The 14,014-nt window shown below is 43.0% G+C and carries 10 protein-coding genes; 1 reads left to right on the forward strand and 9 read right to left on the reverse strand.

Annotation, left to right across the window (positions count from 1 at the left end):
- Window positions 1-19 precede the first annotated feature (19 nt).
- From EKQ44_RS16400 to EKQ44_RS16420, 5 genes are all read right to left on the reverse strand, one after another.
- Window positions 20-2,821, reverse strand: coding sequence for a hybrid sensor histidine kinase/response regulator (locus EKQ44_RS16400; RefSeq protein WP_237664628.1), 2,802 nt, complete (start codon window positions 2,819-2,821; stop codon window positions 20-22).
- 177 nt (window positions 2,822-2,998) lie between these two features.
- Entirely contained in the window at window positions 2,999-3,625 is a 627-nt protein-coding gene (locus tag EKQ44_RS16405) for a metal-dependent hydrolase (protein ID WP_237664629.1), read from the reverse strand.
- A 494-nt stretch (window positions 3,626-4,119) separates the two neighbouring features.
- Window positions 4,120-4,839 (reverse strand): DUF2161 domain-containing phosphodiesterase, encoded by a 720-nt coding sequence (locus tag EKQ44_RS16410; protein WP_237664630.1) that lies wholly within the window; start codon window positions 4,837-4,839, stop codon window positions 4,120-4,122.
- Between the two features lie 19 nt (window positions 4,840-4,858).
- Window positions 4,859-8,011, reverse strand: coding sequence for a DEAD/DEAH box helicase (locus EKQ44_RS16415; RefSeq protein ID WP_237664631.1), 3,153 nt, complete (start codon window positions 8,009-8,011; stop codon window positions 4,859-4,861).
- 108 nt (window positions 8,012-8,119) lie between these two features.
- Window positions 8,120-8,623 (reverse strand): hypothetical protein, encoded by a 504-nt coding sequence (locus EKQ44_RS16420; protein WP_237664632.1) that lies wholly within the window; start codon window positions 8,621-8,623, stop codon window positions 8,120-8,122.
- Between the two features lie 85 nt (window positions 8,624-8,708).
- Between EKQ44_RS16420 and EKQ44_RS16425 the strand changes: the two genes are divergently transcribed.
- Window positions 8,709-9,293, forward strand: a complete 585-nt coding sequence (locus EKQ44_RS16425) for a vWA domain-containing protein (RefSeq protein WP_237664633.1) — start codon at window positions 8,709-8,711, stop codon at window positions 9,291-9,293.
- Between the two features lie 35 nt (window positions 9,294-9,328).
- Here the strand turns inward: EKQ44_RS16425 and tatC are convergent, their stop codons facing one another.
- From tatC to EKQ44_RS16445, 4 genes are all read right to left on the reverse strand, one after another.
- Window positions 9,329-10,066, reverse strand: coding sequence for a twin-arginine translocase subunit TatC (gene tatC / locus EKQ44_RS16430; protein WP_237664634.1), 738 nt, complete (start codon window positions 10,064-10,066; stop codon window positions 9,329-9,331).
- 69 nt (window positions 10,067-10,135) lie between these two features.
- On the reverse strand, window positions 10,136-10,342 hold the full coding sequence (locus EKQ44_RS16435) for a twin-arginine translocase TatA/TatE family subunit (RefSeq protein ID WP_237664635.1): 207 nt from the start codon (window positions 10,340-10,342) through the stop codon (window positions 10,136-10,138).
- Window positions 10,343-10,359: 17 nt separating this feature from the next.
- Window positions 10,360-12,015 (reverse strand): PhoX family protein, encoded by a 1,656-nt coding sequence (locus EKQ44_RS16440; RefSeq protein WP_237664636.1) that lies wholly within the window; start codon window positions 12,013-12,015, stop codon window positions 10,360-10,362.
- 348 nt (window positions 12,016-12,363) lie between these two features.
- A complete protein-coding gene (locus tag EKQ44_RS16445; RefSeq protein ID WP_237664637.1) occupies window positions 12,364-13,863 on the reverse strand; it encodes an amidase in 1,500 nt (499 codons plus the stop codon).
- Between the last annotated feature and the right edge of the window lie 151 nt (window positions 13,864-14,014).

Raw genomic sequence — 14,014 nt, forward strand, 5'->3', positions numbered from 1 at the left:
CGTCCCTTTTGTCTATAGCCTAATTTTTTGCTACCCAAACGCGCATCGCTGATAAAAGTTGATCCAATTTAAGAGGTTTGCTTATGTAATCAGAAGCTCCCACCTCTAAACATTTCTCTCGGTCACCTTTCATCGCTTTTGCGGTAAGGGCAATGATTGGAACGTCTTTATGTTTTTCAAGGTTTCGTATCGTTTTAATGGCTTTATACCCATCCATGACAGGCATCATGATATCCATTAGAATAATATCTACATGCTCGTTTTCATGGAGGATATCCAGACACTGCAACCCGTTTTCTGCGGTCAATATGTTCATATCCTCTTTGTTTAATGCATTGTTTAGGGCATAAACATTTCGATGATCATCATCCACTACTACAACAGTCTTGCCTTTTAGGATATTTGAAATATCCTGCTCTTCTACAGGCTCAGGTTGAACGACTTCTTTTTTCTCCGCCATGTTCAGAACCATATTTTCTTCCTCCATCAGATCCGTTTCTGTCGTTGATGCCACTTCCTGCCAAGCGGCCTCGACTTCCTTCATTTGAGGCATCCCTTCCGGCAGACTAGGTATGAGTAATGTGAATACACTACCTTCCCCTTCTTCACTTTCCACAAAGACCCTTCCACCCAACAGGTTCGAGAACTCTTTGGAAATGGAAAGTCCAAGGCCGGTGCCACCGTACTTTCTCATGGTTGCTCCATCTCCTTGATGGAAGGCTTCAAAAATGAGTGACTGCTTGTCCTTCGAGATTCCTATTCCCGTATCTTCGACTGAGATTTTCAGCCAGCTTTCCGCTTTTACAGAAACATTGGCTTTTAGTAAATCCCTTTTTGGCGCCTTTTCGATCTTCACGGTTATTTTTCCTTTTTCCGTAAACTTGAAGGCATTGGATAACAGGTTCTTTACTATCTGTTGAAGGCGCTGTTCGTCTGTGAAAAATACATCAGGTAGCTGATTGCCGCGAACAATCTCATAATCTAATTTTTTATGCTTGGCGATATGGGTGAATTGGAGTTCCAGACGGTTGATGAACTCTTCCACATTCACTTCTCCAAACATCACTTCCAACTTCTTCACTTCCACTTTGGAAAGGTCCAAAATATCATTGATCAAGTTAAGCAGATCTTGACCGGAAGAATTAATGACTCGGGAAAACTCCCTTTGCTCATCTGTCAGTAGGTCTTCTGGATCTTCTGCAAGCATTTCTGATAGAAGTAGAATACTATTCAGTGGAGTGCGTAGCTCATGAGACATATTTGCCAGGAATTCCGATTTATATTTGGAACTGAGTTGAAGCTGTTTCGCTTTTTCCTCAAGCTCTGTTTTCGCTTTCTGGAGATCTGCAGATTTCTGTTCTGCATCACGTGAACGTTCCTCTAACTGCTCATTGATCATGCGCAGTTCCTCAGATTGCGTTTGAAGCTCTTCTGATTGGGCCTGTAATTCTTCTGATTGAGATTGCAACTCTTCCGTCTGCGCTTGGGACTCTAATAATAAACGCTCCACTTCCATCCGTCCCAGAATATTCGTAATGGCAATACCGAGCGTTTCGAGCACTTTATCTAAAAGTTGACGGTGCGTCTTTGTAAATTCTGTTAATGTCGCCATCTCAATGACGGCGATGACTTCATCCTTGATAATTACAGGAGCAATAATAATGCTTCTCGGTTTAATATGCCCGATCCCTGTGGTGACAACCGAATAATTCTCCGGTACTTCCTCCAGTAGGATTACTTTTTTATCCCACGCACATTGTCCAACAAGGCCTTCACGAAGCTTATATTCCTCTCCCCCAACATCTTCTGCCCCATCAGCATAAGTCGCAACCTTTTTGAAGGTCGCACCTTCTCCATTTTCTCCATCCAACAGATAAAAAGCCCCAAGCTTCGCATCCATCAAAGGTGTCAACGTGGCAATGAACTTTTCTGCTAGAGAATCTGTGGATACATTACGATGATAAAGGTTAATGATATCGGCAGAGTTCGTTTGTACCCAGTTCTGTCTGCCTATTTCCTCTGTAAACTGCTTTTCTTTCACATGATAGGATTCAATCGAGCTTGCCATGCCATTAAAGGCTAAAGAGATTTCCCCTATCTCATCTTTAATATCCGTACTTAGTCTTGGTAAAGTGGAAAGGTCATCATAGTTAATTCCTTTGATACCATCCTTCACTTCATCCAATCTTCTGTTTGTACTTCTTATCACCCAAAGTGTGGCAGAAACGATGACAATCAGCGATAAGAGGACAGCAGCTATCAAAATGAAAACAAGAGTTTGATAGGTTTGGCTCGCTTCTCCCATTGTTTCCTCCATGAGAGTCTCTTGCAATGTTTTAAACTCTGATATACTTTGTAAAAGTTCCGCTCTCGTATCTAGTTGTGATGCGTAGATACCTTGTAATTCGCCCGTGCTTGCACCCTCATTGATCTGAGCAATGATTTCCTGTTCCATGATCCAGTACGAGTTATATCCTTCTTGGATTTTACTCAATAATAATTTCGTATCATTTCTATCCAGAACAGATTCCAATTCTATGATATTGTTTCTGACAGCTTCCCTATTCTCAGCTATATTTGTGAGGTTTGACTCAATATTCTCCCCATCATTTCTATTAGTGACAAATAACAATTGCCTGTCCGTTTCATAGAACAACTGCCTGATATCAGTGGCCTTATTCACCTTGTAATATCTGTCCTCTACTATTTCCAGCATATTTGTCTTCATGGAATTGGTCATAAATAAAATTACTGATAATAGCAGCATCAGAAAGAATACCGTTATTCCCAACCCGACAAATTGTTTCTTCTTAAAACTCACCGCAACTCCCACTTTCTATGGTTTTTGATGCTGAAAACGTGCATAAGTATCTAGATTGATTATACCAGTATGAGGAAAGATTGGTCGAGCGTGGATGCTCTGTTAAGGAAAGTATTTTTGAAAAAAAGAGAAAACAAAAAAACGGATCTCCCAACGATGAGGATCCGTCGAAATATATTAGATTTCCTTTGACGAAATCGGAAGAAATAGTTTAATCCCCCTTTTATTGAAAGGCAGCAATTTTATATCTGCTATCAAGTGGCTGATATAAGCAAAAAGGCATGTGTAGAAAACTCCATCCATAGATAATGAGTGTTCAAGCTTCAAAGCTATGTAACCAAAGAATAAAACGCCTATTAGAGAATGGGTATAACTCCTATGGGAAACTAGTGAAGCTACAATGATATAGACACCGAACAGTATCATCCATAACTCTTGCAAGGACACCCCTCCAAGGATCACGCCTGCCCCTGTAATGGTCAACATATGCTTCTGCTTGATATACGAAGATAGAATAATCATGAGGACCCCTATTCCCACACCTCGCAATTTTTCCTCTATCGTACCTTCATATAGACTGTAAAGAATCATCATCGTTCCTATGATTTGGGCAATGGTCCTAGTTACAGTGTGGGATAAGGTTATTCGTCCTCGAAGTTTCCCATCAATATCTAGGTCTGGCACAAGGGCGGATACTGTCCCTAGACTGACTAAAATCAGGGTGGTAGTTGGGGTTGTCTGCATAGAGTTGGCTATAGCAAATCCAGTTGCTGCCCCTATTGCTGCGTGTGCAGTACCATTCATGTTGTTTTCACCTCTAGAATTTGATTTGTTCGAGTAGTTGAGGCTTCCAGCCATCAGAGTCCACTAGAAACCAACAATCACATTCTAGCTATTCTACAAGAAAACACTTGTTCTGTTCAGGGGCAAAAGTCCTGATTGTGGGTGCCGAGGTGGGAATTGATATGGGAGGTGGGGGGATCAAAGGCATATTTGGTAGAATACGCGTGTCGCCCGCCCCCCCTACGAATCGCCCGATTTTCGTGATAAGCGCCCGTAAGTTCAAAATATAGCCCGATTCCTTGCTATTTCCGCCCGAAAACTCTCTGTTTTCGCCCGATCCCCCATAGTTTTCGCCCGATTCCGTTTCCTCTCTGGTTCAGATTGATACTACTCCCTTTCCGCTCAACATACCTTCCTTGGCATCTACCAAGCTCCAAATTTAGAGCCATCGATCTTCCTATTTCAATATCAAAAAAGACTATCCACCACCAAATAGGGGCAAGATAGGCTCCAACTCACTCTAATTTCTTCAAAAAGTACTCCATAAGCTCCTGATGCTCCCGGAGCTCCTTTTTGCCCTTTTCACTGATCACATATGTCCCGCGCTTTACCCGCTCAAACCACCGATAATAGTTTTTTGTCAATATGGAAGAGGTCTTCTCACCAGTTCCAAGCTCCCGCAAAGCCTTAGGAGATAATGGACCCATCTTCTCTAAATAACACGCAATCTGTACGCAGTTCTCTTTATAGGCCGTCCTGATTTTCACCCGATTGCTGCCACCCAGGTTCACATCAGATGAACGTCCCTCCATCTCTTTCATCAATGCGTCACGTTTCCGCTTATTCTGGCGCATGCTACGAGCTCGATCAAACGGAGCAGGATCAAACATTACTTCCACACGCTTCCCTCGCCCGCTGAATGACACGATGATCAAACCCAACTCCAGACGCTTGATCAGATGACATAAGTCTGTCCAACGCTTCGAACGCCTACTGAAGGATGGCTTTGGAATGGCGATATATACGAGGTCTGTAAGCTTCTGCCGCTTGGTCGCCTGAATGAGTAACTGCACATTCAACGTCAGTTTCAACTCCACCACCACTACGGCGTCTCCCTTCACCATCGCGATATCGCAGTCCTTCACTTCCCCATATACCTCATAACCTTCCTTGATAAAGTGTTTCTGAATCGGCTTATATAAATCCACTTCATACATTTTTTTCTTTTCTGTCATCTCCATACACCAACCTATCCTAAATGGAAAGAATCTCCCGGATATCCTCATCCGTCAATGTTGGTGACACTTTCTCATCAGGGTCTATTATTTCCTCTATCAGATGCTTCTTTTTATCTTGTAATTCGTTCATCTTTTCTTCAATCGTCCCACGTGCCACAAGCTTGATCACCTGTACCGATTGGGTTTGTCCCATCCGGTGTGCTCGGTCAGCCGCCTGCTCCTCCACAGCGGGATTCCACCAAAGATCATATAGGATGACAGTATCAGCACCAGTCAGATTCAGCCCCGTTCCTCCAGCCTTCAGCGAGATTAAGAAAAAGTCCCGTTCTCCCGCATTGAATCGTTCACACCGCTCCACCCTTTCTTCTGAGGGAGTTTGGCCATCTAGATAAAAGTAGGGAAGCCCCCTATAGGCAAGCTCCCTACCTATCAGCTCCAGCATTTTGGTGAACTGTGAAAAAATCAACACCCTTCTGCCTGATCGCTGAGATTCCTCAATCAGCTGCAAAAGCATCTCGAATTTTGCAGAACGCCCCTTATAACCATCCACAAAAAGGGTCGGATGGCAACAGATTTGACGGAGCCTCGTCAGTCCAGCCAATATCCGTATCTTATTTTTCCTCAACGTATCCTTGTTCAGGTGTTTCAATGTATCATGACGGAGCTTGGCAAGATAGGCTGCATAAAGCTTTTTCTGCTCTGGTAAAAGCTCTACTGACTCTAAGCTTTCCTGTTTTTCCGGCAATTCCGCCAGCACATCCTCCTTTACCCTCCTCAAAAGGAAGGGACGTATCCGTCTGGCAATCGTTTTCCTCGTAAGATTACTGTATTCCTTCAAGCCCATAAACAATTCAGGGAAGACTACATGGAAAATGGACCAGAGTTCTTCCAAAGAATTTTCGACAGGTGTACCTGTCAAAGCGAACTTATAGTCCGCATCCAACCTCTTCACTGCACGGGCCGTCTGGGTGGTAGGATTTTTGAACGCTTGGGCTTCATCAAAGAATATAGTATGAAACACTTGTGATGCGAAGGAAGATATGTCACGGCGTAATAGTGGGTACGAGGTGATGACCACATCCACTTGCCTTGACTGTCCAATGGCCTGCTCTCGTTCCTTTCGTGTTCCATCCACAATCACTGCATTGATTTCGGGCGCAAATTTCCTTAGTTCACTAAGCCAGTTGTAGGTTAAAGAGGATGGACAGACAATCAAGACCGGACATTTCTTATGCCGAATATCTGTGAGCACTGATAAGATGAAGGCAATACTCTGCAAAGTCTTCCCAAGTCCCATATCATCCGCCAATATCCCACCGAACCCGTAATGGGCCAGTGTTTTCATCCATTTGAAACCCTGCTTTTGATAATCCCGTAAAATAGCATCCACTTGCTTGGGTACGGGGATGTTTTTACTGCTCGGGTTCCGGATCTCTTCCAAGAACTCCCGGAAGGAATCCTCAAGGGAGAACACTTCATCCCCATTTACAGAATCCATCATCTTAAAACCTTTAATGATAGGAACATTCAACCCATGCTCGAGATCCTCTTCCTGTACGGGATTTGCCTGCAGGAACCGCTGAATTTCCTCGAATTCCCTTGTTTCCAAGGAGAGCAACGACCCATTTTTTAAACGGTAATACTTTCGTTTTTCCTCCAATGCCCCTAACAGCTCCCTGATCTGCGATTCCGGGATTCCATCTAGTTCAAACTTGAATTCCAGCCAGTTGGTCCGCTCTTTTTTTACGCGTACACGAATTTGGGGCTTGGCATTTTCACGAAAAATACGGTTTCTTACTGCAGTGGTTGCATATACCATTACAAACCGTTGCAATGTTGGCAGCTTATGATAAAGGAACTCATACTCCAGCTCTTCATTATGCAGGAAATACCCCTCTTCGGTGCTGCCGAATTCACTATCTTCCATTAATTCCAGGATCATCTGTTCCTTATCCCGGTCTCTAATAAACATCGCATTCCCCCACTGCTCTCTTGGATCCAACGGGTTGATGACCACCTGTTCATAGTGGAACTCTATACTCGCAAGCAGGCGATTTTTCACTCTGTCCAGATAGAGCTTGGCAACCAACGGCGCCTTGGCTATCCTTTTTGTCACCGATTCATCCAGCTCCACTTTTCCGAGCTTTCTCAAGCCTGGTACCACCTTGTCGAGGAAAACTTGAACTTGATCAGTAGCAATAGGAATATGGTTTGTCCTCGATGCCTTAAGCATCCTTTGCAATTCACTTAGACGACGACAGTCCTCCGTTGGCATAGTAAGAAGCTTCCCGTTTTTCAATACAGCTTGGTAAGCAGGGAGAACCACTAAGCTCTCAAGACCTTCCACTTTCAGCAAGAATCCTTTCCCGACTTCCTCTGTAAAAAGAAATTGAAGGGAGAGCGGCTCCTTTGACAGTTTAAAGTCTTCATATGTCCTGCCACCGTGAAGCAAACGGGTATCATGTGCTTTAGAAAGTATAGGCTCCAGTCTGTGGAAGCTCGAGGGGGGAATGATGAAAGATTGCAGATGATCATTCAACTTTTCCTGATATGCCCTTTCGTCATGGAGAATATCAATCAACCTTTGGATAACTTCATCAGCTTCCCGTTTAAAACATTGTCGTGCAGGGTCGAACAGGGAACTGGGCTCACCCTTCCTCACTGCAAGCAAAAATTCGCGAATGTCTATGACCGGGTTATCTTCCACCATCAAATCTATTCCGAGAACGTTAGTGCCATCTTCCAATAACACAGGTTTAATGATAAATGATATGTCTAAGACTTCTCTTTTTTCAAAATGGCGCTGATGTCCGCTGTTTATATTAAGTTGACCTTGGAACAAACGGAGCAATTCATCCGATAGAGCTTGGGTCGAGGAGCCTTCCTGTTTTTGATGCTCAAGGATGGTAAGTAGTACTGCGGCAATATGCTGACAATCCTTTCTAATAGAAGCCAATTTAGGACAAGAACATTCAGCGTGAAAGCTCCCCTCCCCCTCTGCGGTGATGACAACATGAAAGTCCTCTGTCGCTGATACAGTCGCCTCACATTTTCGATCCGTATATATATGTATCTTCACTTTATCCGCTCGTCGAAAAGCCTCCCCCCTTTTAAAGGAGACAGTGCCACATCGTTCTTGGATAAGTTTTTGATTAATTTTAATGTTCATTGTGGTTTTCTCCTTTCAAAAGGGGGGCGATTCTTACTCTAATAAAGATTGTAACACACATTAAAAAGCACAGCTTCCCTGGTTAGCAAGCTGTGTTAATCGTTTTTATTACATCCCGCCTAAAGTTTTCAATTCCATCTCATCCAAGGCACCGTTTACTCTATCAAGATCATGTATCCTCTTCTCCAGAAAGAACCGAATCACTAGATCGTACGTGTCGCTTCCTGACAAGGAATAGCCTGCAACTCCCAGCAAGTCCTCTGTTTCCACCTCATCAAGCTCCAACGCAAAGGCTAGGGAAATCACCGTTGTCTTTTTGGGCCTGTAGTCAGCATTAGAGCGGATTTTTGAAAAGTGCTTCCTGTCCATGCCAGCTTTTTTATAGATGATGGAATCCTTTACCCCTTTTCGGTCGATATACTCGAACAATACTTGTTGGAGAGTAGGCTTTCTATTATTTTTTATGAACTCCTCTAGCTCCAACACTTCACTATCTTCCTGTAGAATTGGGGCTTCTTTGTACAAGGTGGATTCCCTGACTTCCAGAATATCTTCATTCTGATGCGTCCAAATATATTCCTGCAGCTCCAACCATATCTTTTTATCGAGCATTTCTCCACCTCCAAATGTCGCTTTCGAAGCGACCATTTTATGGATATTGTTAGCTATTATTATAGCATGAAGGAGGATGATGAAAATGAATAAAAACGTAACGGAGATTATTTTTCTATTGGACAGAAGCGGGTCGATGTCAGGCCTGGAACGGGACACAATCGGAGGCTTCAACTCCTTTCTGAAGAGGCAATGCCAGCATGAGGGTGAAACGCTAGTTACCACGGTCCTGTTTGATGATGAGGTGGAAGTCTTGTGGAACGGAGTGGATGCGAAAAGCCTTACCTTAACAAGAGAGGACTATTATGTAAGAGGCTCCACTTCCCTATTGGATGCGGTCGGAAAAACCATACTGGATGTAGGAGTCCGATTAGCGAATACACCTGAAGCCTCAAGACCGCGGAATGTGATCTTCGTCATCACCACAGACGGAATGGAAAACTCGAGCATGGAGTTTACCTATTCAAGGGTAAAAGAACTGATCCGCCATCAACAGGAAAAATACAGCTGGCAGTTTATTTTCATGGGAGCGAACATTGATGTGGCCAAAGAAGCAGATAGCTTGGGCATCAACAAAGAACATGCCTATCAATTTGAAGCAACCGAAAAAGGTGTTGAAATTATGTATGATTCCGTATGTGAAATAATTTCAGAGAAGCGCGTGAATTAAAGAAACATCCAGTCTTCCATTAGAAGACTGGATGGCTATACTTGAAGATTTCCGGCTTCCCTTATCTTAGATTCCCTTCGCTTCCAAACAATCTTGGAAAACGTTATGCTGCATTCATACAAGAGAATTAAAGGGATGATAACCAAAACATCCGACAGAAAATCAGGCGGTGTGATAAGAACCGATATGACAATCAAAAAGAAATAAGCATATTTTCGAAACTTCTTGAGAATGTAAGGAGTAATGATTCCAAGACTCGTTAAGAACATAATGACAACAGGTATTTCAAAAAGAAAACCGAATGGAAGTGTCATTTGCATCAAAAATTGAAAATACTTTTCCGTTGTATAAAAGACCTCAAATATACCATCTGCCAGGGAAACCAGGAACTTTAAAATAATCGGGAATAAGATGAAATAACCAAAGCTTATACCTGATAGGAAAAAAAGAAATAAAGCAGGAATATAAGCCAGAGTCACTTTTCTTTCTTTTTTACTAAGGGCAGGACGAACAAATAACCATATTTGATAAGCTGCAAAAGGAATAGTAAAAGCAAGAGCAAACACACTTGCTATATTAAAATAAACCCACAAGATGTCACCCGGACCCAGGACAGCAAGTTTCCCTGGAAGGTCTTTTACAAGAAACACATAAATATCATTTACAAATACAAACGCTCCAATCAACGTCAACACAAATACAGCTAAAACATAGATAATTCTGCTCCTGAGTTCTTCTAAGTGATCAACAAGCCGAAAGTCGCTATTTTCCAAGTCTTACACCTCACATACTAGAGAATGAACCAAAGGATGCAGGTTCACCACCTGCACCCTCCATCCTGTTTATACTACTTCTTTTTTCACAGATCTATTTTCTTGCTCTTCCTTGTTATTAGTTTCATCACTCATAATCTCATTGGTGGAACGCTTAAACTCTCTTAAGGTCTGACCGAAAGCTCTACCGATCTCAGGAAGTTTGGATGGACCAAATATGATCAGGGCAATCACCAGAACCAGAATAAGGCCTGGTATTCCTATGTTAGATAGCATGTTGGCATCTCCTTTCCTTAAAATCCTTTAATCACCACTACGGACGGCCTCGGCATCGTATCGCCTTTGCGGTGCGGCCACATACTTGTAGGGTTATGAAGATCCTTTGTCTGTTCGCCTGGATGCTGTATGGATAAGAACATGTTTTTCTCATTCGGAGTAAACCACGGTCCTGTAAGTTCACTTTCCACTGGGCCTGAAGCGAATTGGAATGCTTTCCCCTTCTCAAGCCCTGTGGTCGGTATAACAAACATACCGTTGTTCTTGAATGGCTCATATGTCCCTCTATTTAAACTACTAGTCGAAATATCCGTCACTGTCCAAAGATTGCCATGGCGATCAAAATCTAAATTATCAGGTGCACTGAAGCCACTCTGTGTCCCACCGGCTGCAAAGATTTCATAGCTGAATGTCAAAGAACCTAGATCACTCTTGCTTTCAATGAATCTCGTAATATGGCCGTGAAAATTCCCTTTGCTGGTATTGTTCGTATGGGCGATATAAATAGAGTTATCAATCGGGCTAATCTCTACATCCTCAGGACGGTCTGTTGGAGTTGCCCCTAGCAAGATTGCTGCATCATGTGCATGGACAAGAACATCTGCCTGCGTTTTAAATTTATTCAACAGCTCTTGATTTCCTTCAGCTGCCTCACGAACATTTTCAATAGTAAGGGCGAGCCATACCCCAAGCTCCATGTCTGCCGCATACAATGTACCCTCTTCTAGTAGTCTGGAATTGTCTTTCCCTTTAGATTCTATAAACTTGCCTCTACTGATATATTTATAGACACAGGCACCCGCTTTATCATCACCTGAATAAACGACAACCCTACGGTCCTTGGACAATCCCATTGCGCAATTTTCATGATGAAAACGTCCCAATGCAGTGTGTTTACGAGGTTTAAAGTATTTATCATCTTTATCAAATGGGTCCACTTCCACTACCCATCCATAATGGGTCGTATCCAGGTTGGCTTTATCTGCTGTCGTTTCCCAGTTTTCTTCACAAGAGAGTACGGTATTCCATAAGGTTGCGCCTCCTGAACAATTTGCAAAGGTACCTTGAACCACTGTTGCTCCATTGACGGAAGCTGTTCCCTTTGCCGGACCTGTCAATTGGAATGGAGCTAGTCCAGAAATCCTTCTGGCGAACTTGGAATCTGTGTCCATCTTCCAAACCTTTGAAACAGGATCCTGGTAAACTTCAATGATTGACAGCCCCTGATTATATAAAAGCATTTCGATTTGAGCTGGTGTGTAGTCACCATTAATTGGCCCTTCCACAAATAACGGATTGGTATATTCATGGTTTACAAGAAGGAGCCCCCTTTGGCTTCCCTGGATTGGCAGATACAAGGTGAAATCACAATTAAATCCAAAGGTATCTCCCTTTTTATTAATTACATCACCATATGCCGCTACTACATCATATGTATATCCTGTTGGCAGTACGAGTTGATCTACACTTGTTGGTGCGATTGGTTTAAAGTTGATTTTAGAAGCCCTGTTTTCATAACCAAACAGACTGTCCCTTTCCTTGTCTGCAGCTGCAACTTTTGGAGCCAAAGCACTTAAACCTGTTGAAGCAAATGTTAATGCCGTCATCCCTGAACCTACATAAGTCAAAAACTTTCTACGATTCACATCCACTTTTAACACCTCATATCCCATATTCGTTTTGCCTACAGATAGATATACTACAGGAGGATTGTTAAGAGATTACTGAGGTAAGATTTAGATTTCATTAAAGGTATTTTAAGGACCACCCTACTTTTATCCCGCGAATTATGAAGAAATGTAAATTCCAAAACTAATGAACTAGACGTCAACTCCCAAAAGTCCCGAATTTATCACTAAGCTCTTTTTTCTAGTAATAAGGGGACAATTGGATTTTCACACCATAGAAACCCTAAAAGGATTGACGCAATAAAGAATGCGAAGACAGCTATTAACTAAAATAAAAAAACTCCCCTTCTAAAGGGAAGCTTCTCCATATGTTACTTAACAATATATCATCTGCTACTGTACACCCACCATATTCAACGCTTCGTTCTCTTGCCATAAATCTGATTCCTCCAACTGTCCTGCCACCTGTAGTAATAAGTCCTCTCGCCCTCTTGCAGCCATAAACTGAACGCCTATTGGAAGACGATCTTCCGTTACATGCAGCGGTACAGATATTGCAGGTTGACCAGTCAAATTAGCAAGCTGGGTAAACGGCACTCTTTTCAGGCTTTCTTGCACTAACTGTTCCACAATCCCCATTTTCTTTAGAAGTGTTGCGGATCCCAGTTTACCTGTAACTTGAAGAGCTATACTTTCTAGAGGCTTCAATTTATGGTCACCTACCCTAGCTGGCGGAAAGGCGGTTGTTGGTGTGACATATAAATCATAGGTTTCATGAAATTCTTCCATCGCAAGTGCTGCTATATCCCACTCACGTAAACTTAGAACAAATTCCTGGGCGGACATCGATTTCCCAATCAGGGCAAGCAGCCAGGTCGCTGGCTCCACATCATTCAATGTTGCTTTCCTTCCAAGTATTTCTTCAAGCATGGATACCGTGGCACTTACTTCTCCAAAGTAGAGGGAGAGATAACTGTTGGCGATTTTCTTTCCCTCCACCGGCGCCTCTACTTCTTCTACGGCATGACCCAATGTCTCAAGATATATCATCACTTCTCTGACTGCTGCCACACAATCCGCATGTACTTCCGTTCCAATGGGTGATTTTGTAGAAAAGGCAATACGCAACTTCTTTTCCAGGGGTTGTTGCAGTTTCTCCAAATAGCTCCCTTCGTACGTTGGAGTGGAAAATGCAGCTCCTTTTTCATCTCCTTTCAATTTATCAAGGACAGCTGCACTATCGCGCACAGTCCTAGTCAACACATGCTCAACCGCTGCCCCCTGCCAAAAGCGGCCAAATTGCGGTCCGACCGGGGTTCTTCCTCTTGTAGGCTTTAAGCCGAACAAACCGCAATAGGCAGCAGGAATCCGAATGGAGCCACCGCCATCATTTGCCCCTGCGATAGGTACCATTCCTGAAGCTACGGCAGCTGCCGATCCCCCGCTCGAGCCACCAGGGGTATGTGACAGTTTCCATGGGTTCCTGGCAGGTCCGTAAACAACAGGTTCTGTTATTGCCATTAAACCGAACTCCGGGACATTCGTTTGTCCTAAAAATAAGAACCCACTATTTCTTAACCGTTTAACATATTCCGAATCCGTCTTTGCTTTATATTTTTCTAATGCTTTAGAACCTAGTGTTTTGGGTTCCCCTTTTACTTCCTGGCCGATATCCTTAAGTAGCATAGGAACACCTGCAAATAATCCAGTGGTTTTTTCCGAGGCCGCTCTTGCCTGCTCATACATCGTATGGATCACCGCATTCAACTGTGGGTTTTGGGTTTCAATTTCACTGATGGCCATTTCCAACAGTTCCATTGGCTTGACTTCCTTCTTTTGGACCAATTCAGCCAGTCCAAGTCCGTCATAGCTTTTGTATTCATGCTTCTTCAACGTTATCACCTCTCTATACTTTATTCCGCAATGAAGAGGAATAAAACTCTGCTTACAAAGCTTTATCTACCTTTAGCTTCATTAGGAATTTTTCACGACTTACACCAAAGCCCATCTCCCAACATAGGCTATTGTACTTAGATTTATCTTT

Source organism: Sutcliffiella horikoshii (assembly GCF_021991925.1).
In the GTDB taxonomy this organism is placed as follows: domain Bacteria; phylum Bacillota; class Bacilli; order Bacillales; family Bacillaceae_I; genus Sutcliffiella_A; species Sutcliffiella_A horikoshii_F.